This window comes from Okeania sp. SIO2B3, from assembly GCF_010672525.1.
In the GTDB taxonomy this organism is placed as follows: domain Bacteria; phylum Cyanobacteriota; class Cyanobacteriia; order Cyanobacteriales; family Microcoleaceae; genus Okeania.
Window position 1 is genome coordinate 35,665 of record NZ_JAAHGH010000006.1, and the last position, 22,755, is coordinate 58,419.

The 22,755-nt window shown below is 34.2% G+C and carries 14 protein-coding genes and 1 pseudogene; 10 read left to right on the forward strand and 5 right to left on the reverse strand.

The annotated features are described in order from the left end of the window. The first annotated feature begins 419 nt into the window (after positions 1-419). The 10 genes and pseudogenes from F6K15_RS08065 to F6K15_RS08110 all read left to right on the forward strand — a co-directional run bounded on the left by F6K15_RS08065 (position 420) and on the right by F6K15_RS08110 (position 11,523). Positions 420-1,037 carry a hypothetical protein gene (locus F6K15_RS08065; protein WP_293059501.1) on the forward strand — a complete coding sequence of 206 codons (618 nt, stop codon included), beginning with the start codon at positions 420-422 and terminating at the stop codon, positions 1,035-1,037. Between the two features lie 238 nt (positions 1,038-1,275). Beyond that, a pseudogene (locus F6K15_RS08070) lies at positions 1,276-1,842 on the forward strand (Uma2 family endonuclease). A gap of 162 nt (positions 1,843-2,004) precedes the next feature. Continuing rightward, positions 2,005-3,747 carry a Gldg family protein gene (locus tag F6K15_RS08075; RefSeq protein WP_293059503.1) on the forward strand — a complete coding sequence of 581 codons (1,743 nt, stop codon included), beginning with the start codon at positions 2,005-2,007 and terminating at the stop codon, positions 3,745-3,747. 439 nt (positions 3,748-4,186) lie between these two features. Next, complete coding sequence (locus F6K15_RS08080; protein WP_293059505.1) at positions 4,187-4,948, forward strand: DUF4340 domain-containing protein; 762 nt, start codon at positions 4,187-4,189, stop codon at positions 4,946-4,948. A 370-nt stretch (positions 4,949-5,318) separates the two neighbouring features. Next, complete coding sequence (locus tag F6K15_RS08085; RefSeq protein WP_293059508.1) at positions 5,319-5,441, forward strand: hypothetical protein; 123 nt, start codon at positions 5,319-5,321, stop codon at positions 5,439-5,441. Positions 5,442-5,849: 408 nt separating this feature from the next. Beyond that, positions 5,850-6,467: a Uma2 family endonuclease gene (locus tag F6K15_RS08090; protein ID WP_293059511.1), complete on the forward strand. Its 618-nt coding sequence runs from the start codon at positions 5,850-5,852 to the stop codon at positions 6,465-6,467. Positions 6,468-6,757: 290 nt separating this feature from the next. Further along, entirely contained in the window at positions 6,758-7,906 is a 1,149-nt protein-coding gene (locus F6K15_RS08095; protein ID WP_293059707.1) for an ABC transporter ATP-binding protein, read from the forward strand. Positions 7,907-8,088: 182 nt separating this feature from the next. Next, a complete protein-coding gene (locus tag F6K15_RS08100; RefSeq protein WP_293059709.1) occupies positions 8,089-9,207 on the forward strand; it encodes a spermidine/putrescine ABC transporter substrate-binding protein in 1,119 nt (372 codons plus the stop codon). A gap of 291 nt (positions 9,208-9,498) precedes the next feature. After that, positions 9,499-10,413, forward strand: a complete 915-nt coding sequence (locus F6K15_RS08105; protein WP_293059514.1) for an ABC transporter permease — start codon at positions 9,499-9,501, stop codon at positions 10,411-10,413. Between the two features lie 261 nt (positions 10,414-10,674). Beyond that, entirely contained in the window at positions 10,675-11,523 is an 849-nt protein-coding gene (locus F6K15_RS08110; protein WP_293059516.1) for an ABC transporter permease, read from the forward strand. Between the two features lie 259 nt (positions 11,524-11,782). Here F6K15_RS08110 and F6K15_RS08115 read toward each other — a convergent pair whose 3' ends face one another. From F6K15_RS08115 to F6K15_RS08135, 5 genes are all read right to left on the reverse strand, one after another. Continuing rightward, on the reverse strand, positions 11,783-12,145 hold the full coding sequence (locus F6K15_RS08115) for an STAS/SEC14 domain-containing protein (RefSeq protein ID WP_293059519.1): 363 nt from the start codon (positions 12,143-12,145) through the stop codon (positions 11,783-11,785). Between the two features lie 214 nt (positions 12,146-12,359). Continuing rightward, positions 12,360-13,988, reverse strand: coding sequence for a response regulator (locus F6K15_RS08120; RefSeq protein WP_293059522.1), 1,629 nt, complete (start codon positions 13,986-13,988; stop codon positions 12,360-12,362). Between the two features lie 11 nt (positions 13,989-13,999). Continuing rightward, positions 14,000-16,780 (reverse strand): hybrid sensor histidine kinase/response regulator, encoded by a 2,781-nt coding sequence (locus F6K15_RS08125; protein WP_293059524.1) that lies wholly within the window; start codon positions 16,778-16,780, stop codon positions 14,000-14,002. Positions 16,781-16,974: 194 nt separating this feature from the next. After that, a complete protein-coding gene (locus F6K15_RS08130; protein WP_293059527.1) occupies positions 16,975-21,429 on the reverse strand; it encodes a hybrid sensor histidine kinase/response regulator in 4,455 nt (1,484 codons plus the stop codon). Between the two features lie 462 nt (positions 21,430-21,891). Further along, positions 21,892-22,755, reverse strand: an 864-nt coding sequence (locus F6K15_RS08135; RefSeq protein WP_293059530.1) for a response regulator, incomplete at its 5' end; no start/stop codon positions are given.

Genomic DNA, 22,755 nt, shown 5'->3' on the forward strand with positions numbered 1-22,755 from the left:
CAGTCCCAATGACGTAGTTTTCAACAATTAATAATTAATAATTAATAATTAATAATTAATAATTAATAATTACCTCTTCTTTTCAAGGAGAGGATTGATTCAAAGGAAAATTTTTTCTCTCTTGGTCGATTGGATATGGCGAGGAGACTTCGCCATCCCACCCTACGGGAAGCTGCGAAGAGAGAACTCCGTTCCGCTGTCGCGTTTCGCGTCAGCGTTGCGAAGCAAACGACCGCTTGTTTCTCCTTTAAAGGAGAGGCTTTAAACCTTAATTATTCGGTAATTTTTTTCACTTACCTACTTAATTTCCGACCGAAAAAATGGTATTGAAGCCATTTATTCTGACCAATAAATAAGATAATAGCCTTCCTATTCCAGGAGGTACTGATAACTGATAACTGAATTAATGGAGTCTCGCGATGCCTAAAACAAAAATATTACAAGAAGATCAATCTTATACTTTTCGGTCTTACTTTGATTTACCTTATGAAGCTGATGAAATCTTAGCAGAGTTAAACTATTCATTAGTTAAATCTCGTTTATCTTTGCCAAAGACAACAAAAACATTAGAAAGTTTATCCGAAGTACAGAATAAGCTAGAGAAGATTTTACCCTTTGTTAGTTTAAGTAATGAAACTGCTAGACGAGAAATTTTAGTCTCTCCAATTTTATTGGAAATTGTTTATTATTGTCATTGTCAGTTAAGAATTGAATATCCTCTGAAAGTCAATGATTGGTTGAAGGGGAATTTGGATTATTTATTGCGTTATCAGAATAATTTATTAGTTATTGAAGCGAAAAATGACGATTTAACTAGAGGTTTTACTCAGCTAGCTGCCGAGTTAATTGCATTAGCTGAAGTCGAAGAAGACAATATTTTATATGGCGCAGTAACAATGGGAGATATCTGGCGTTTTGGTAAATTAAATAAAGCCGAAAAACAAATTACACAAGATATTAATTTATTTAAAATCCCAGACGATATAAAAGATTTAGGTGCAGTTTTAGTGGGTATTTTAGAAGGAATAGAAAATTAAAATATTTTAATTATAAAAAATTATAAAAATTGATATATTATTAAATTTTAATCATCATTAAATCCTATAAAGTATTTCAACTTATGACCAAAAAATAAGGTCTCAAGCCTCCTCTTTCAAGGGGATGAAAAAAATATTCGATTCAATATTTCAAGCCTCTAGCTTTCCTGCGGAATGCTGCGCAAACAACCAGAGGTACTGATAACTGATAACTGATAACTGATAACTGATAACTGAAATGATTATTGTACTAAATCTTAATCCAATTACAAAACTAACTAGAGAACAATTTGTTCAACTGTGTCAAGCTAATCCTGAATTACAATTAGAAAGAAATCCTCAAAGAGAATTAATTATTATGTCCCCTCTAGGTGGTGAAAGTGGTCAAAAAGAAGCTAATTTGATTTTTTATATTAGCCTCTGGAATCATCAAACTAAGTTAGGAATAGTTTTTAGTTCTTCCACTATCTTTAGTTTACCAGGAGGAGGCGACCGCTCCCCTGATGTTGCTTGGGTATCTTTAGAAAAATGGGAAAATCTTACTCAACAAGAAAGAGAAAGTTTTCCTCCTATTTGCCCAGATTTTGTGATTGAATTACGGTCTAAATCTGATAGACTTTCACCTTTACAAGCAAAAATGAGAGAATATTTAGCATCAGGTTTATTGTTAGGTTGGTTAATTAATCCTCAACAAAAACAAGTATAAATTTATCGTCAAAATCAAGAGGTAGAAATTGTAACTATGCCTATTATGTTATCAAGTGAAAATATTTTACCTGGATTAAATGTGATGTTAGATTATTAATAAATTTAATCATAATAATTCTCTCCTAGCTTTTCTAAACTGGATTTGGTATAAATAATTCATTGCAGAAATCCCTAAACTTATTTATAATGTTACTTCTCCCTTATTCCTAATTTCCTATTCAAGATAATTTACAGATCGAAAAAAAGATAAAAAGATAATATGAACAGTATCAAAAGTACTTGGACTTATATATTTTGGCTAGGACCAATTTTAACTATTATCGGTGTATCAGCAGGTGTTGTTTCAGGAACTTGGGAACCAATACCATTAAGTTTAATAACTACTGGCATAGTCATAATTGGTTTGTGGATTTTTTATCAAGCTTATTCTGTAGAACAAAATTCAACTACAACTTGGTGGGGTGGACGAGCAACAGAAGCAGGTACAAATGCAATTTTTGCCACGATTTCTGTACTAATAATTCTGGGGTTAATCAACTTCTTGGCAGTTCGTTATCAAACTAGAATAGACTTTACTGAAAATCAAAAATTTACATTATCGCCTCAAACAATTGAAGTATTAGAAAATCTCGAACAACCAGTCAAACTTTGGATATTCGATCGAGGGGAAAATCCTCAATACACTCAACTAATAGAAAATTATCAAAGACAAGGAAATGGTAAATTTAATTTTGAGTTAGTAGACCCCCAGAAAGAACCAGGAAAAGCTAATGAATTTGGAGTTCAACAGTTAGGAGAAATTCATCTCGAAACTGGAGAAAGAAAAGAAGTTATTATTAGTAGAAAACTAGAACCACTAACAGAATCTAAACTAACTAATAATATAGAAGAAATACTCGGTGGCAGAATCTTAAAAATATACTTTATTCAAGGTCATGGTGAACGAGAATTAGAAGAAGGTCAAAGAGGTTTTTCAGACGCTGTTAAGGCTCTTGAAAATAAAAAATATATAGTAGAATCTATAAATTTGGCAAGCATTTCTCAAGTACCTGAAGATGCAGATGTTGTGATTATTGCTGGTCCGCAAAGAGAATTTTTAGAGGCAGAAGTTACTGCTTTAAAAGACTATTTAGACCGAGGTGGTGGTGTATTTATCATGTTAGACCCAAGCACTAACCCAGGGTTAGATGATTTATTTGAAGAATGGGGAGTATTAGTTGACGATCGCCTGGCAATAGATGACCCAAGTATTGGTCGGTTAGTAGGTCTTGACCCTTGGGTGGTATTAGTTAGCAGCTATGGAGAACATCCTATTACTCAAGACTTTAGCAATGGTATTTCCTTATATCCCTTCGCTCGACCGATAGAAAGTGAAACTGTGGATGGAATAGTAGAAAGTCCGCTAATTTGGACTAATGACCAAAGTTGGGCCGAAACAGATTTAAGGGGTCAGTTACAGTTTAATGAGGGTCGCGATCGCCTTGGACCATTATCAATAGGTGTAGCTTTTACTCGTTCTTCTACTGTAGAAAAAGGTAATGAAATAGGATTAGACCTTACTCCTATTCCTCCACTTCCTGGTCAACCACCGAATGAACCTGTGGCAACTTCTACTTCAGAGTTAGAAGAGCAAAAAGAGATAACTTCAGCTGAAGTTATCCCCCCACTTCCTGGTCAACCACCGGATGAATTTGACCCTACAGAAATAGTAGAAAAATCAGAAAATACATCTGAAGAAGCACGTTTAGTAGTGTTAGGAAATTCTCAATTTGCTACAAATGGTTGGTTTCAACAACAGCTAAATAAAGATGTTTTTTTTAACTCGGTTTCTTGGTTAGGTAAACCAGAAGAGAAAATACTTTCTATTAGTCCAAAAAAAACCACAAACCGTCGTATTGCAATGAGGTTAGTACGAGCTAGATTGTTAAGTTGGATGGCAATAGTCATTTTGCCACTTTTAGGGTTTACAATTGGTGGAATTATTTGGTGGCGAAGACGTTAACGAAGTCAGAAGTCAGAAGTCAGAAGTTGTTTTTGTAATGGATATTTACTAATGAAGTCAGAAGTCAGAAGTCAGAAGTCAGAAGTTGTTTTTTTTACGGAGATTTCTGAATTTAGAAGTCAGTATAATTGTTAAAAAGTATATATTTTTGGAGCATTAAAAAAGCAAAACAAATGATTAGAGACTGCCATGAGGATAATGAATTCAGAAGTTATAACTCATAATTTAGAATAGGTAATTATTAATTATTAATTGTTGAACTGTCCTCTACCCCCCCTACTTCTTACCGAAAAATTATGGTCTAAAGCCTCCCCTTTTAAGGGGATAAAAAAAGAGAATATTTCAGATTTCAAGCCTCTCGCTTTCCTAGGTCATGCTGCGCCAACAGCTAGAGGTACTGATAACTGATAACTGATAACTGAAATGACTTCCTAAAATTATGAAAATCAAAAGAACAACTTTAACATTAATATTAACAGCACTTGCTTTAGGTGGTTTTGTTTATTTTTATGAAATTAGAGGTAAGCAGCAACAAGCTGAATTGCAAGAACAACAAAAACAGGTGTTTAATTTTGAGTCAGAAGAAATTCAGGCTATTACTATCAAGCAAGAATCAGAAATATTAACTTTAACAAAGGATGAAAATGCCGAAGAAACTACTTGGAAAATAACTGCGCCTGTAGAAAAAGAAGCCGATCTACCAACAGTAGAATTTTTGTTAGACCAAATAACAGGATTAAAAAGCGATCGCTCTATTAATACTCCCGTTTCTCAGTTATCTGAATATGGTTTAGAAAAACCAGAAATTACTGTAGAAATTAAACTTCAAGACGATAAAACTAGGAGATTATTTTTAGGGAAGCCAGATTTTGATGGTAATTCTATATATTCTCAAGTAGAAGCTGAAGGAGAACCACCAAAAGAGGTGTCTGTTTTGTTATTATCTGTCAATTTCAAAAATGTTTTAACTAAACCAATTGCAGAATGGGAAAAACAAGAAAAATCAGAAGAATCATCTGCTGAAACAGAAGAATCTACTGAGAAAAAAGATGAACCAGAAACAGCTAAACCATCCTCAGAAAAATCTCCCGAACAATTAGAAGAATCTACTGAGAAAAAAGATGATTTACCAAGAGAAAAATCATCTCCTAACTCAGAAGTATCTCCTTCAAATACTGATGATTATTTACTAACAGAATAGTAAGCATTCAGCATTCAGCATTCAGCATTCAGTTATTAACTTATTATCTGAGAAGGAGAATTAAAATTTATGTTTATGCAGCATTCCGCAGTCAAGAAAAAGGTCATTTCAGTTATTTTTTGTACACCTTTTCGCTTACTGCACTTTGAGCTGGACATTGTAAATATCTGAGCGCTCATTGCTATATCAATCAGCAAAAGCGCTGTAGTATCCAAAAAGTAAAACTTAAAAAACCCAGGCAGATGTAACTACCTGGGTTTTTTGCTTCCAAAGCGGATAGCTAGTTAAGGCTATTTGGCTAACGCTTAAAATACTAAAGAATCCAATACCCAATTTCCCAATCATATTCCCGACTCAAAACATAGCAATTATGACTCAAACTGCACTAAATATTGGGACAACAATAACCGACACCCAAAATGACACGGAGAAAAAAGATGCACCAGAAACAGCTAAACCATCCTCAGAAAAATCTCCCGAACAATTAGAATAATCTACTGAAAAAAAAGACGATATGCAAATAGAAAAATCATCTCTTAACCCAGACGTATCTCCTTCACCTACTGATGATTATTTACTCACAGAATAGACATCTCCAATAATAAAAAATCAAATTAATTATTGCACTATATAAATCAATTACAGCGTATTCCACTTTGATGAGGTACATCTACGCGAGCAAGATGCTCGCACTCATAGGATTTAATTATTAATATCTCTACTTCATATACTTGCAATTTGCTGTATTTCCCCATACTCCCTACTCCCTCTTTTCTGGAGATGTCTAATAACTAAATTTATCCCTGAAATTAATAGATTTGCTAGAAACTAAGGCTAAATTTTAACGCTAAATTAATATCGTAGAATAGAACTAATATAAAATTACAGAAAAGAGATTAATATGATTGTAGAAACTATCCCACAATTAATGACCTTGGATGAATTTTCAGATTGGTATCCAGATGGTTATGGTCGTTATGAATTACACAATGGAGTTGTTTTTGAAATGCAACCTACTGGAACTCACGAACAAGTAGCAGGTTTTCTTGCTCTTAAACTAGGAGTACAAATCGAACTTCTTGAACTTCCTTATATTATTCCCAGACAAGCAATTGTTAAACCTATAGATACAGATAAATCTGGTTATAATCCAGATGTAATTGTTCTGGATAAATCTGCTTTCAAAAATGAATCTTTATGGAAAAAAAGTTCCACAATTACTCAAGGAAAAACAGTCAAACTAATTATTGAAGTTGTAAGTACAAATTGGCGCGATGATTATGGTCATAAATTAATTGATTATGAGGGATTAGAAATACCAGAATATTGGATAGTTGATTATTTAGGATTAGGAGGAAAACGTTATATTGGCGACCAAAAAAAACCTACTTTGTCAATTTATCAGATAATTGATGGGGAATATCAAGTACAACAATTTAGAGGAGATGAAAAAATTATTTATCCTACATTTCCAGAGTTGAAATTAACCGCCAAACAGATTTTTGCAGTAGGAGATTAAAAAAATAGAAAATCAGATTTTTGACCTCCTAGACAAACAGCTAAAAAGTTGTTTGCAAACAACAGCAAAATTTTCAAACTGTTCCGATATTTTCTCTCTTGGGTTTAATACCCTACACCTCTAACAGATGTAATAAATGTCTGTATTATCCTCTAGTTAATTAAGCTACTTTTACTCAAAATAGATGAAGCGTAATAGCCAGAACTGCTAAAATATTGAAAAACATTACACTTAAATTAATTAAAGACCCAAATTTCCAGAGTAAATTCCCCACTTATGACATAGCAACCATGACTCAAACTGCACTAAATATAGGAACAACAGTAACCGACACCCAAAATGACGTTGAACTGCGTAAAGTATTCAAAGTGTTTGAAGGCCATACAGCCGTAAGAGGTGTGGACCTGAATATCCGTCAAGGAGAATTTTTTAGTATTCTTGGCCCTTCTGGCTGTGGCAAGACTACAACATTACGCTTAATTGCTGGGTTTGAATCTCCATCAGCAGGTGAAATAATGATTAGGGGAGTATCCATGAATCAAACTCCTCCTTACCGTCGCCCTGTAAATACTGTTTTCCAAAGCTACGCTCTATTTAATCATCTCAGTGTCAAAGATAATATTGCCTTTGGACTAAAAATTAAACGTGTAGGAAAAACTGAAACCGAAGAAAAAGTTGCACAAGCTTTACGGTTAGTGAAAATGGAAAAATTTGCCGACCGCTATCCCAATCAAATATCTGGTGGGCAACAACAAAGGGTGGCTTTAGCAAGGGCGTTGGTAAATCGTCCCGCAGTATTATTATTAGATGAACCTCTTGGTGCCCTAGACTTGAAACTACGCAAACAAATGCAAATGGAATTGTCTAGTTTACATCGAGATTTAGGCGTAACATTTGTGATGGTAACTCACGACCAAGAAGAAGCTATGAGTATGTCTGACCGTATTGCGGTGATGCACGAAGGTAGAATAGAGCAGATAGGTTCCCCTCAAGAAATTTACGAGCGGCCTGAAAGTCCTTTTGTCGCAGATTTTATTGGAGAGACGAATTTATTTCAGGGTAGAGTTGAATTTATTGATAATTCAAATATAGTAGTTAAGACAGATCGTGGTCTTAAAATTGTTGTACAACAATCAACGGTTGGTGAAGAAGAGAAAAATGGAGAGATTTATACAGGTGCTTCCGTAGTCGTCAGTGTGCGGCCAGAGAAAATAGAGCTAAGTCTTTATTCTCCAGATGTATCAGAAAATTGTTTTGAAGGCAGGTTGATGAATGTAATGTATATGGGGACTCATGTGTATTATCATGTAAATCTGTTGTCAGGCGATCGCATGACAATCAGACAACCCAATACAGAAGGAACTTTGCCCAGTGCAGATACTCCTATCTATATTTATTGGGCAAAACAAAATTGTTTAGCTCTCAGCGAGACAAGATAACAAAAACCTATGAAAAATTACCGAATAATTAAGTTTTAAACCCTCTCCTTTAAAGGAGAAAAAAATTTCCTTAAACGTTAATCCTCTCCTTGAAAAGAAGAGGTAATTGTTAATTATTAATTATTAATTATTAATTGTTGAAAGTGCCTCCAACTAATTTCGAGAAATATCGGGGAAATGTTATTGCTACATCTGTTGACAAGCAAGATGCTGGCACTTCTAGACGTCAATTTCTGAAAACGTCAGCAGCTACTATCGCAGCTTCAGCTCTATCTAGTTGTGGTTGGAGATTAGCAGAAGTAAAATCTAACCCCCGAATGCAGGGAGATTCAGATTTACTCTATATCTATACTTGGGCAGGTTATACAGATCAAGATTTGCTCGATCGCTTCTACGATGAAACAGGAATCAAAGTAGTTGCAGATGTGTTTGACTCTAATGAGTCGATGCTAGCTAGAGTACAAGCTGGAGGTGGTGGAGCATATAGCATCATCTATCCGTCTGATTATATGGTGCAAAAAATGGAATCTCTGGGTTTGCTGACAGAGTTAGACCATTCTCTAATTCTGGGTTTAGACGATCTGTTCCCTGAATTTCAAGACCCTATATATGACCGTGGTAATACCTATAGTGTACCCATAAGTTGGGGTACTACTGGTTTAATTTACAATCGCAAATTGTTACCAACTGCGCCCACTGACTGGGAGTATCTCTGGGAAAATCAAGATTTAATATCGAAGCGCTTGACTCTAGTTAATGATGTGCGCGAGGTGATGGGGTGTGCTTTGCGAAAGCTGGGATATTCCTACAACTCTACCAATGTTGAAAGTATCAGGGAAGCTTACCAAGAGTTACTCATACTTAGACCAGCGATCGCCTCTTTTACTACAGATGGTTGGCGTTCTCAAATTTTGGTCGAAGATTTGTTAATTGCCATGTGTTACTCTTCTGATGCTGCAGAAATTAAACCAGAAAATGAAGACTTAGAATATATTACTCCCCGCAGTGGTTCATCTCTGTGGACGGATACATTAGTAATTCCGACAAATGCTCCTAACCCTGATGGTGCCTATCAGTGGATTAACTTTATGTTACAGCCAGATATAGCTGCTGAAATTGTGGAGAGACTCAGTTTTGCGACACCTTCTCGTGAAGCTTATCGAAGGTTATCGGAAGAGCTAAAAGAAGATCCTACTTTATTTCCCCCAGAATCAATTATTGAAAAGTGTGAAAGTTTAGCTCCACTGGGTGAATATGAAGAAGTTTATGATGAGTACTGGACGAAATTAAGAAGTGGATAATTGAAAGAAGGAAGAAGGAGGAAGGAAGAAGGAAGAAGGAAGAAGAAAAATTCCTAAGTTTCTCGGTGGGATGATTCTACGAACTTTTTTTAGTTATTAAAGCCTAAGTATAAGGTTAATCAAATTCCTTGTTCCTAAAAATATAGAACCCAATAGTTGATAAATTTTCTAACTTCTATAGTGCTTATAGTGCTACAAAAAAATGTTAGGGCATTGATAAAATTGAAACCCTTATACAGTCAATAGTTTTGACTTGAGCTGATAACTGATAACTGATAACTGATAACTCAAATGACTACACCTACTAAATCATCTTCTATTATTTCATCTAATTATCAATCGAAAAATGGTATAGGTCAAATATTTAACAAAATGTTAGGCCCTCTAGCTTTATTAGGTCCTGCTGGTTTGTGGTTACTGTTGATATTAGTGTTGCCAACTTTAGTCATTTTCCAACTGAGTTTAGTAGAAAATATTCGACCGGGAGATTTAGTAAATCCTGATGGCATTGGTAATTATTTACGAGTATTTAACCTGATTAATTTAAAAGTAATTTGGCGTTCAATTTATTTTGCTACAGGTACAACAATTTTATGTTTATTATTGGGATTTCCTGTAGCTTATTGGATTGCTTTAATATCACCTAAACGGTGGCGAAATTTACTTTTATTAGGCTTTATTTTGCCCCTTTGGACTTCATCTTTATTACGCTCTTATGCTTGGATTACAATTTTACGACCCACTGGTGTATTAAACTCAATTATTGGAATTATTGGATTACCACCGTTAGAAGTATTGAATAGAACTCCCGCTGTTTTTATTGGTATGAGTTATAGTTATTTACCCTATATTGTGACTGTTCTTTATGCTTCTTTAGAAAAGTTAGACCGGAGATTATTAGAAGCATCGGCAGATTTAGGAGCAACCCCTATACAAACTTTTTGGAAAGTGACTGTTCCTCAAAGTTTACCTGGTATTGCTGCAGGTTCTTTATTAGTTTTTATTAGTTCTTTAGGAGATTTTGTTGATCCTGAATTATTGGGTGGTGCTTCTAGTATGACCGCTGCTCGATTAATTTATAATCAATTTTTAGGAGCAACTCAAAATTGGGGGTTTGGTTCTGCTTTGAGTATGGTTATGATTTTTGGGGTGAGTATAGCGATCGCTCTTTTATTAAAATTTGGCGATGCTAAACCTTCTAAGTAGGGTTTGGGGAGGAGACAGGAGACAGGAGACAGGAGACAGGAGACAGGAGACAGGAGGAACGGGGAATGAGGGAGGAGGTAGGATTCAACAATTAATTATTAATTATTAATTATTAATTATTACCTCTCCTTGGAAACGGATAGGATTGAGTCAAAGGAAAAATTTTTCTTCTCTTGGTCGATTATTTCAAGCCTCTGACTTTCCTACGGCATGCTGCACAAACAGGTACTGATAACTGATAACTGATAACTGATAACTGAAATGACAAATACTTTAATAAATCCAGAAGATAATATCCCAATAGATATGTCTAAATCTAAATCAAAATTTCAGATTTCTTGGCAGGTAATATTTACAATTTCAATGTTCTTTTTTATGTACTTGCCAATTTTTGTCTTGACTTTTTATAGTTTCAATAAATCTAAATATAGTGCAGGATGGGAAGGCTTTACCCTGCAATGGTATGTCAAGCTTTTTCAGGATACTAGGGTTTTAAATGCTTTACAAAATAGTTTAACTGTAGCTATTTGTGCTGTGGCTGTTTCAGCAGTTATTGGTACTTTAATGGCAGTAGGTTTAGCAAAATATAAATTTCGAGGCAAATCTTTATATTTAGGTGTTTCTTATTTACCATTAATTATTCCTGATATAGCGATCGCTGTTGCGACTTTAGTCTTTTTAGCAGCGTTGGCAATTAGATTAAGTTTATGGACAATTATTGCAGCTCATATTGTTTTTTGTCTAGCTTATGTGGGTTTAGTTGTTTCCACAAGATTAGCAGATTTAGACCCTAATTTAGAGGAAGCTGCCCTTGACTTGGGAGCAACTCCAGTACAAGCTTTTTTGCAAGTATTATTACCCCAATTAATACCAGGAATTGTATCTGGATGTTTGTTAGCTTTTGTATTAAGTATGGATGATTTTTTAATAGCTAGTTTTACTTCAGGAAGTGGGGCAACAACTTTGCCAATGGAAATTTTTAGTAGGATTCGTACAGGGGTAAAACCTGATATTAATGCCCTGAGTGTAATTTTAATTTTAGGCTCAGGAGCGATGGCAATTGTTGGAGAATTTTTGCGGACTAGAAGTGAGAAAAAAATTAGTCAGTAGTTCAGGAATATGAAGTTCAAGAATATGAGATTTATTAGCCCTAAAATAGATTTTGCCTTCAAAAAAATATTTGGCTTAACATAAATAAAGATTAAGTTGGGCAAATTCCAAGAAGTTGAATATGAATATATATAGCAGTAGAAGAAAAGGGCGCAGACATATCAAAAGCTTAAAATTCAGACAACGCAAGATTTTTCGCTCCTTCGTTCCCTTGATCGTTCCTTCTTCTTTCTGCTATACCAATCACTACTTGCTCAACCTACGAATTAATCCATTCAGTGGCTCCCACTAATTGATGACTGTCGAATACTTTTACAGGGCAAGGAATAATAAATCTAAACACTTTTGTTGCTCCGACAACCCATTTATTATCGGAAACAACTGCAATTTTTTCCCAAGCAGTTGGGTGTTGAAAACCTACTTTTGCATCATCCCATAAAGCTTTAGCTTCAAACCCTGAAAAATCACTGCCGAAATTATAAAGCAAGCGAATTTTGGGTTTTTCTTTTAACTTAGCCTCTATAGCGGGAATCAAAACAGATTCGTAGTCGTCTCCAGTGACTCGACCATGAGCAGTAAAGGCAAGAACGTTATCCTGTTGATTGGAACTGATTTCAATCATAATGGCCCTCCTAGATTTCAATCTATATCAGAGCAGTTTGTAGAGTTTTTTTCTTCTTTTATTATAGCAATAGAAATTGAAAATGATCTTCACGCACAGCGGAATGTGGGATAGAACTCTGTTCTGCTTACGCGACCAAAAAACTTTCTCCTTTTTCTCCTCTTCCTTCTTCTTCTTTCTTCCCTCCTGACTCCTGACTCCTTCTTTATCTTTTTTAACTTTTTCTACTGCTATTAAGAGTAAAATAAAAAGTTGTCCCTTGTTCCACTTGAGAAGTACACCAAATTAAACCTTGGTGACAATTAATAATTCTTTTCACAATTGACAAACCAATACCAGTTCCTTCAAATTCATCATCTGAATGGAATCGTTTAAAAGGAGTAAATAATTGTGTGAATATTTCCATGTTAAAGCCAGCTCCATTATCTTTAATAAAATAAATTACATCTAATTTTTGTACACATAAGCTTTTGTCTTTGTAATATAAAGAACATTGATTAATGATTGAATCGAATTTTGTTTTTTCTGCCGATAAAACTCCAAATTCAATCTGAGTAACATCTTTTTTAGATGAATATTTCCAAGCATTACCAATTAAATGTTCTAAAGCCATTGTTAAAAATATTTGATCTGCTGGAGCTGTAACATTAGGCTGAATTACTAATTCAACTTTTCTTTGTGGTTCTTTTATTTGAAGTTTCATTAGTATTTCTTGAACTATATTACTCAAATGCACTAATTCAATAGTTATTGGACTTTTTTTAATTTTGGACAACACGAGTAAATCTGTAATAATCTGCTGGGTTCGAGCAGTTGATTGAAACATCAATTCAAAATAATATTGAGTATTTTTAGTGCTAGAATTATCATCTGCATATTCTTCTTTGAGAAAATAAATTAATGACTCAATAGTTTCTAATTGGTCGCGGAAATCATGAGCTATACTATAACTAAAAGTTTCTAATTCTTTATTAGTTTCTTCAAGGGTTAATTCTAAGTTTTTCCTTTCTGTAATATCTCTGACTGTAATAGCAAAACCATCCCCTAATTTAACGGCTATGAAATGATACCATTTTCCTTCTTCTTGGTCACTATAATAAATATCCTGCTCCAAAGACTTTCCAGTTTCTACCACATTAACTAAATCAGTAAATAAATCATAATTAATTGTATTTAAAAACTTTTTAAACACTAATTTACCAATTAAATCTTGTGGTTCTTGATTAAAAGCTCTAGCAATAACTGGATTAACAACTAAACAAGAAAAATCAATAATATTTCCTGTTCTCCGGTCCCTCAATGCTTCCATCGCTGCAATACCGTCAAGAGAAGAATTTAAAATACCAGAAATTAATGCTCTAGATTGATATAAAATAGCCTCTGTTTCTTGGCGTTGTTTAATTTCTTGTTTAAGATTTTCCTGTTCTATTTCTAATAGTTTTCTCTGTTTTTGAATGATTAACTGACTTTTAACTCTTGCTAAAACTTCTTCTTCTTGAAAAGGCTTAGTAATATAGTCTATTCCTCCTACTTCAAATGCTTTTACTTTATCAAAAACTTCATTTAAAGCGCTAATAAAAATCACGGGAATATCCTTGGTTTTAGGATGATTTTTTAAGCTTTCACAAACTTCATAGCCATTCATATCGGGCATTTTTATATCTAGTAAAATTAAATCGGGAGTGTCCGTTTCGATAGAAATTAATGCGCTCTCTCCATCAATGGCTTTTTTTACCTTATAATTATTATCTTTTAAAAGAGTAGCTAAAATTTTCAAATTAGAAAGTTGATCGTCAACGATTAAAATAGTTCCTTCTGAATTTTTTTCTGATATATTATTCATATTTTTATGTTTTATCCTGATTTAAGAGATTTAATTAATTGTCTAATGGTCTTAAATTGAAAATCATCCACCAGATTACTTAACTTTTCCGCTAATAAGGATTGTTCAACCGGAATTTGTTCTATTAATTCTAAGCTCAGATCGTCATCTAAAGCTTTCGCTGCATCATACAGTTCTTCTAACCATTCACTAGGCATTACCTGCAAATCTTCTACTTGTAAATTTGGCAATTCACTGGGAGTTTGAGTGGCTGTTTCTTCTGCATAAATATATTCCACTCCTAAATGTTTTTTCATTGTCTCAAAAATTATTGATTCTCGAAATGGTTTTCTGACAAAATCATCACATCCTGCTGATAGAATAATTGACTTTTCTTCTTCTAACACACTTGCTGTTAAAGCGATAATTGCCGTGGCATTTCCTTTAGTTGTGCCTTTGATTATTTGAGTTGATTCGTAACCATCCATCACTGGCATTCTCATATCCATCCAAATTAAATGAGGTTGCCATTCGGACCAAATTTCTATTGCTTGTTTTCCATTTTCTGCTTCTTGTAATTCAAATCCTAATGGTTGTAATAATTTAATCAATAATAAACGATTGGTGGGACGGTCATCCACTATTAATATTTTATAACGAGGTTGATGGGGTTTTAAAGCTATGACATGACGCGGGTTTTGTTCAATTTCTACATCTGTTTTATTGGCAACATTTACTTGAATTTGAAATCTAAAAGTTGTACCTTTACCTACTTTACTTTTGACGGTAATATCTCCTCCCATTAACTGCACAAATTTACGACTAATGGGTAATCCTAATCCTGTTCCTTCTTGACTATTTTTACCTGTTTCAGTTTGGGAAAATGCTTCAAATAATTTGGGCATTTCTGCTTCAGCTACTCCTGCTCCTGTATCTCTGACTTCAAAAATAATGTTGGCATTAGTAGCTTTTTTTTCTCCATTTTTTGGCAAAATTTTACTGGCAACTGTGACACTTACCCCTCCTTCAGATGTAAATTTAATCCCATTATTGATTAAATTGATTAATACTTGTCGCAGTTTAGTTTCATCAGTATAAATATATTGAGGTACATCATCTTGATGGTCGAAAATTAATGTTAAGCCTTTATTTTCGGCGGTAATATGCAATAAGTCTTCTAGTTCGTTTAAAAAAGAATAAAAGTCAAAAGTTTTAGCATTGAGGGTCATTTTTCCGGCTTCAATTTTAGATAAGTCTAGAATATTATTAATCAAGGTTAATAAATAGTTGCCACTCTTATTAATAATCGTTGTATTTTCCTTGTCTTCTTTAGAGAGAATTGGAGAACGCATCATAATTTGCGAAAAGCCTAAAATGGCGTTTAATGGAGTGCGTAATTCGTGACTCATATTAGCTATAAATGAGCTTTTTGCTTTGTTTGCTACTTCCGCTTTTTCTTTAGCAATTGATAATTCTTTTGTTCTTTCTGCTACTTTTTGTTCTAAAATTACATTTTGTTCTCGAATTAATTTAGTGTTTAATTCAGCATTACTGATAGCTTCAGTTTGAGCCTTTTCTTTTTGTTTTTTGATTAATTTAATTTTATCTCCTAATGCAAAACTAAAGAAACAAATAGATACAATTAAGCTAATTTCAAGACTTTTTGCAGCTAATACATTATTTTCATTGGCATGTATTACAGTCAAAGCAATAAAAATAATAATAATGAGAGGAATAGATAAACCTAAAAAGAAATAACGAGCTGGAGTATAACCTTGTTTCAATCTAATAATAGTATTAATTAAGACAAAAGCAGGGGCTATTATACATAAAATAGAATTAATAATAATAATATAAGTTTGTAAAAAAAGATAACTCATAATTACCACAACAATGATAATAATCATCAAAAATAAATTAATCTTATGTAGAAATCTATTACTATTTTTAATTGCTAAAAAACTATGCGAAAATTTAATGATCGATAAAAGACTAAGAAAAACCAATAATATATGTATTTCAAATTCATTTGTTAAATTAGGAAATAAAAATTGTTGATAGAAACCATGTTTTGTTACTCGTGTAGCACAAAAACAAAAATTGAAGATACTATAATAAAAATAATCGGGATCTTTTAAAGAAATAAACAAAAATAAACTATAGATGAAAATAATTAAACTTATTCCTGTTGTCCAACCAAAGAATATAAGACTATCTTGATCGCTAATCAGAAAATTATCTAAAGAAGAAATTATTAAAGGAAATATAATTATTGAATTAGAAGTTAAACGTAAATAAACCGTTTGTTCTTGTTGATAGTTTAACGGTAAATTAAAGATAAAATAACGATAATTATATTCTCTAGTATTAAAAGGTAAATATCTACCTGTTTTTTTGATAATAAATTCTTTTTTTCGATCTTGAGGAATATATAGCTCGATTTTTCCCATTCTGACATCTGCTAATATTAATTTCCATTTTTCTATTGAACTAGAATTATTTTTAACTCGAAAACGCACCCAAATAGCTGATTTTTTTAATCCTAAGTTTGGGATAGATTGTGTATTAGGGATAAACTTTTTTTCTATTTCTGGTGATGTAATATCATCAATTGTTAATTTTCTAGTTCGATCTTCAAATATTTCTAAATTTAATCCTAAATGATATTCTGTATTTTCATCTGTTAAAATAACAGGATTATTTATATTCTCTAAGCTATGATTATTTTGAGCATAAATCTTAGATGCAGAAATCAATAAACAGAAACTAAAAATTATTAATATCGAGAGTCGTTTCAGATAAGTCTTATTCATAAATAATCAATAAATTTATTCTCATTAATTCTATATTTTCTTGTCATATCATGTCCGGTAGCATCGGTATTGTATAGTGAAGTAAGGAAGAAGGAAGAAGGAAGAGGGAAGAAGGCTTAAAAGCTTGAAAAAACGTAAATTTCCTGTAGATATTCACCCTTGATTTTACACAAACGATACCAGCGGACATAATATCAAAAAGTAAATGATTCAATTAACTGCCTAATAGTCTTAAATTGAAAATCATTGACTAAATTACTTAACTTTTCCGCTAATAAAGATTGTTCAACCGGAATTTGTGCAATTAATTCTAAGCTCAGATCGTCATCTAAAGCTTTCGCTGCATCATACAGTTCTTCTAACCATTCACTAGGCATTACCTGCAAATCTTCTACTGTTAAACTTGGTAATTCACTGGTAGTTTTGTCTGGATTTTCTTGTGCATAAATATATTCCACTCCTAAATGCTTTTTCATCGTCTCAAAAATCATTGCTTCTCGGAAAGGTTTTCTGACAAAATCATCACATCCTGCTGATAGAATAATTGACTTTTCTTCTTCTAACACACTTGCTGTTAAGGCGATAATTGCCGTGGCATTTCCTTTAGTTGTACCTTTGATTATTTGAGTTGCTTCGTAACCATCCATCACTGGCATTCTCATATCCATCCAAATTAAATTAGGTTGCCATTCATTCCAGATTTCTATTGCTTTTTTCCCATTTTCTGATTCTTGTAATTCAAATCCTAATGGTTGTAATAATTTAATCAATAATAAACGATTGGTGGGGCGGTCATCCACTATTAATATTTTATAACGGGGTTGATTGGGTTTTAAAGCAATGACATGACGCGGATTTTCTTGAGTTTCTATATCTGTTTGATTGGCAACATTTACTGGAATTTCAAATCTAAAAGTTGTACCTTTACCTACTTTACTTTTGACAGTAATATCTCCTCCCATTAACTGTACAAATTTACGACTAATGGGTAATCCTAATCCTGTTCCTTCTTGACTATTTTTGCCTGTTTCTGTTTGAGTAAATGCTTCAAATAATTTAGGAGTTTCATCTTCAGCTATTCCTGCTCCTGTATCTCTAACTTCAAAAATAATTGTGGCTTTTCCATAATTTTCCCCCCTTTCCAAGGAGAGATTTTTTCCAGAACTTTCCCCCCTTTCCAAGGAGAGATTTTTTCCAGAACTTTTTCCCCTTTCTAAGGAGAGATTTTTTCCAGAACTTTTTCCCCTTTCTAAGGAGAGATTTTTTCCAGAACTTTCCCCTCTTTCCAAGGAGGGATTTTTTCCAGAATTTTCCCCCCTTTCCAAGGGAGGATTAAGGGGAGATTCTTTTTGACTCACAACTGTTACACTTACTCCTCCTTGTTTGGTAAATTTAATCCCATTATTGATTAAGTTAATTAATACTTGACGGAGCTTAGTTTCATCAGTATAGATATATTGAGGTACATCATCCTGGCGGTCAAAAATTAATGTTAATCCTTTATTTTCGGCAGTAATATGTAATAAGTCTTCTAGTTCATTTAAGAAGGAATAAAAATCAAAGGTTTTCCCATGGAGAGTCATTTTCCCCGCTTCAATTTTAGATAAGTCTAAAATATTATTAATCAAGGTCAATAAATAGTTGCCACTTTTATTAATAATAGTTGTATTTTCCTTCTGTTCTTGAGATAAGGTTGGAGAACGCATCATAATTTGCGAAAAGCCTAAAATAGCATTTAATGGAGTGCGTAATTCGTGACTCATATTAGCGATAAAACTGCTTTTTGCTTGGTTTGCAACTTCCGCTTTTTCTTTGGCAATAACTAACTGTTGATTTGAATCTTGTAATTCAGCAGTACGTTTTTTGACTTCAGTTTCCAGTTCGCGATTACGTTTTTCCGTTTCATATATACGCCACCACACCCCACCTAGTACAACTCCCAAAGATAAAATCGCCATTGCTGCTCTAAACCAAAAAGTTTCCCACCAAGGTGGTGTAATTGTAATCTTGATAGAAACACCCTGTTCGTTCCACAGTCCATCATTATTCGAGGCGATCGCCCGAAATACATAATTGCCAGGATCTAAATTGGTATAGGTGGCAGAATTATCTTTACTACTTACTTCATTCCAGTCTCGATCAAATCCCTCTAATTTGTACTTGTAGCGATTTTTTTCTGGTGATTGGAAATTCAATGCTGCAAATTTAAAGGAGAAGATTCGGTCTTTATAGGAGAGGGTTAAGTGTTTGGTTTTGAGGATAGATTCCTTGAGAACTGAATTTTCATCAATAGGAACAAGTTTATTTTCCAGTTTAAAGTCTGTGATAAATACAGTCGGAATGTTGGGATTATCCTGAATTTGTTCTGGATAGAAAGCAGTGATACCATTTACTCCACCGAACCAAAGTTTACCATCCTTAGTTTTATGTTGAGCAGTGCTATAAAGAAAAGCATTACTTTGTAGTCCATCCCTCACATCATAATTGTGAACACTTCCTGTCTCAGGGTTAAATCTCGTCAGTCCCTTACTACTATGACTCAACCACAAACCTCTTCCCTTTTCATCGTTAGAGGTATTTTCTTCTAAGATGCCATAAATTGAATCTCTTGGTAATCCATGGTGATCGGCAGTATATTGGATGAATTTATCTTGGCGATCGTCATATTTTCCTAATCCTGAACTACTACCGACCCAAAGTTGACCTTGTTGATCCTCATATATGTCTTGGATAGTAGCAGCAGTGCTGAGATTATATCCAATTATATTTTTATCGTTCGCACGGTGATAATAGCGACTAAAGGTTTTTGTTTTAGGGTCAAATTTATCTAGTCCGATTAAAGTACCGATCCAAAGTATTCCCTCCCTGTCTTCATTAAGAACACGAATTTGATTGTTGAGCAGACTCTTCGGGTTGTCCGGGTCGTGGGTATAGTGAGTAAACTTCTCTGTCTCAGGATCGAATTGGTTTAAACCTCCTCCCCAGGTGCCGATCCAGATTTTCCCCGTTTGACTTTCACACTCAACGTCATGGATGAGGTTATTGCTGAGACTGTTGGGGTTGCTTGGATCGTGAACGTAATGAGTAAATTGGTTTGTCTTGAGATTTAGCTTGTTCAACCCTCCCCCGATAGTACCGATCCAAAGATTTCCCTTCTGGTCTTCACAAATAGATTTAACCGTCGGGTTATTTAAGCTATTGGGATTATTGGGGTCGTATTCATAATGGGTAAATTGTCCTGAATTTCGGTCAAATCTTGTTAACCCACCACTACCTCCAATCCAGACAATACCTGATCGGTCTTCATAAATAGCATTGGTACCATTATGTTTCAAACTATTATCATCACCAGGGATAGCACGATAATGAATAAATGGTTTGGCTAAAAGATCCAGTATACTCACACCCCTTTCTGTCGGAATCCACAATTTGCCGATTTCGTCTTTGTAGAGCGGAAGAGTATTATCATGACTGAGACTATAGGGATCGCCAGAGTTATGTTCATAATGGGTAAAGGTTTTGGTTTGGGGATCGAATCGGAAAAGTCCATTACCCCAAGTCGCAAACCACACAAAACCAGCATCATCCTCAACTGCTGATACTGTAAAAACTGTGTTGTTATCTGACTTATTGATATTGTCGGGATAGTATTGATATCGAGTAAATTTCTGGGTTTCCCGGTCTAAGATGTTAAGACCGTTTTGAGTACCCACCCATAAATTCCCGCGACTGTCTTCATAAATTCCTCGTACAACATTGTCGCTGAGACTATAGGTATTATCCGGATCGTGCTGATAATGGGTAAATTTTTCTGTTTCATAGTCAAACCTTTCCAGACCACCATAAGTTGCTATCCAAAGCACACCTTTGCTGTCTTCATAGATTTTAAACACATCGTTATTAATTAAGCTGTGGGGATTTGTGGAATCATGTTGGTAGCGAGTAAATTTGTTTGTATTTCGATTCAGTTTGTTAAGTCCACCACCCAAAGTACCAATCCATAAATTTCCCTGACTGTCTTCATGGATAGCTCGAAGTGCATCGCTACTCAGACTGTGGGGATTATCTGGATCGTGATAATAGTGGGTAAAACTCTCTGTGGAAGGTACATACTGATTAAGTCCAGCATTCCAAGTTGTAATCCAGAGTGTACCACTACGGTCTATCAATAGGTCTCTGGTGCGATCGCTACTCAAACTACTAGGGTTATTAGGATCGTGCTGAAAAATTTTCATTCCATTGCCATCATAGCGAATGAGTCCACCATTCATCGCAAACCACATAAACCCATCATTATCTTGAACAACATTCCAGACTCTATCTTCTGGAAGTCCATCTTCACTGGTGATATGTTTAAATTTGGTAAATTTTCCTGGGTCTCTTGCTCGGAGTATCTGTGGTGTTGGTTTCTTTGCCAAGGTAGCTAAATTTTCCACTGTTTTCTGTTTAGTCTGAAAGGAGCGGTCTTCTCCCAAGGCAACAGGCAACAGGCAACAGGCAATAGGCAATAGGCAATATATAGGAAAAAAGTATTTTTGTAAATATGAGATGCACCCTATCCGAATGGGATGTTTCCCAAACAGTTGAGTCCTGCTATTGTTTATATTTGGCTGATAATATTTATTATTTTTGAGACGATTTTTATACATGGTTTTTCATAATATTTAGGGTTTGCTGATTAAATCTAAAAGCATTTACATATAAAGGTTGAGCGCATTTTTAAGTTGGAAAAAGTCCAAGCTTTTAGCTCGTAATGGTTCAAAAAATTAGCATTTTAGGCACATAGTTGCGCAGAATAATCCCTTGATTATTCTTCCTCCTACCTCCTCTATAAATTCCCCGTTTCTCCCCTCCTGGGAGGGGGAGGGGTTAGGGGTGGGTTGTCTCCTGTCTCCTGTCTCCTACCCTTAACCATAAGACTTTTGAGCGCAAACCCTATTTATACATGGTTTTTCATAATAGACATCTCCAAAAATCAAAAATAAAATCAATTATCCCACAGAAATTATCAATTACTCCCCTCCTGGGAGGGGCGAGGGGTGGGTTCCCTATTCCCTATTCCCTATTCCCTATTCCCTTTTTTTTTCTGGAGATATCTAATATATTGATGGTCAAAAATCAAATGATTCAAGTAATTTTCTAATAGTCTTCAATTGAAAATTATCCACCAGATTAGTTAATTTTTCCGCTAATAAAGATTGTTCAACCGGAATTTGTTCTATTAATTCTAAGATACTATCGTCATCTAAAGCTCTCGTTGCATCATACAGTTTTTCTAACCATTCACTAGGCATTACCTGCAAATCTTCTACTGTTAAACTTGGCAATTCACTGGCAGTTGGAGCTGGAGTTTCTTGTTGATAAATATATTCCACTCCTAAATGCTTTTTCATTGTCTCAAAAATTATTGATTCTCGAAATGGTTTTCTGACAAAATCATCACATCCTGCTGATAAAATAATTGCTTTCTGTTCTTCTAATACACTTGCTGTTAAGGCAATTACTGCCGTGGCATTTCCTTTGGTTGTACCTTTAATTATTTGAGTTGCTTCGTAACCATCCATTACTGGCATTCTCATATCCATCCAAATTAAATTAGGTTGCCATTCATTCCAGATTTCTATTGCTTGTTTTCCATTTTCTGCTTCTTTTAATTCAAATCCTAATGGTTGTAATAATTTAATCAATAATAAACGATTGGTGGGGCGGTCATCCACTATTAAGATTTTACAACGAGGTTGATGGGGTTTTAAAGCTATGACATTACGCGGGTTTTGTTCAATTTCTACATCTGTTTTATTGGCAACATTTACTTGAATTTGAAATCTAAAAGTTGTACCTTTACCTACTTTACTTTTGACGGTAATATCTCCTCCCATTAACTGCACAAATTTACGACTAATGGGTAATCCTAATCCTGTTCCTTCTTGACTATTTTTACCTGTTTCAGTTTGGGAAAATGCTTCAAATAATTT

Bases quoted from the DNA above. Each gene is read 5' to 3' on its own strand.
- F6K15_RS08085 (WP_293059508.1), top strand. From the start codon at position 5,319: ATGACTCAAACTGCACTAAATATTGGGACAACAATAACCGACACCCAA.
- F6K15_RS08125 (WP_293059524.1), bottom strand. From the start codon at position 16,780: ATGAATAAGACTTATCTGAAACGACTCTCGATATTAATAATTTTTAGT.
- F6K15_RS08110 (WP_293059516.1), top strand. From the start codon at position 10,675: ATGACAAATACTTTAATAAATCCAGAAGATAATATCCCAATAGATATG.
- F6K15_RS08090 (WP_293059511.1), top strand. From the start codon at position 5,850: ATGATTGTAGAAACTATCCCACAATTAATGACCTTGGATGAATTTTCA.
- F6K15_RS08120 (WP_293059522.1), bottom strand. From the start codon at position 13,988: ATGAATAATATATCAGAAAAAAATTCAGAAGGAACTATTTTAATCGTT.
- F6K15_RS08130 (WP_293059527.1), bottom strand. From the start codon at position 21,429: ATGTATAAAAATCGTCTCAAAAATAATAAATATTATCAGCCAAATATA.
- F6K15_RS08095 (WP_293059707.1), top strand. From the start codon at position 6,758: ATGACTCAAACTGCACTAAATATAGGAACAACAGTAACCGACACCCAA.
- F6K15_RS08115 (WP_293059519.1), bottom strand. From the start codon at position 12,145: ATGATTGAAATCAGTTCCAATCAACAGGATAACGTTCTTGCCTTTACT.
- F6K15_RS08080 (WP_293059505.1), top strand. From the start codon at position 4,187: ATGAAAATCAAAAGAACAACTTTAACATTAATATTAACAGCACTTGCT.
- F6K15_RS08105 (WP_293059514.1), top strand. From the start codon at position 9,499: ATGACTACACCTACTAAATCATCTTCTATTATTTCATCTAATTATCAA.
- F6K15_RS08075 (WP_293059503.1), top strand. From the start codon at position 2,005: ATGAACAGTATCAAAAGTACTTGGACTTATATATTTTGGCTAGGACCA.
- F6K15_RS08065 (WP_293059501.1), top strand. From the start codon at position 420: ATGCCTAAAACAAAAATATTACAAGAAGATCAATCTTATACTTTTCGG.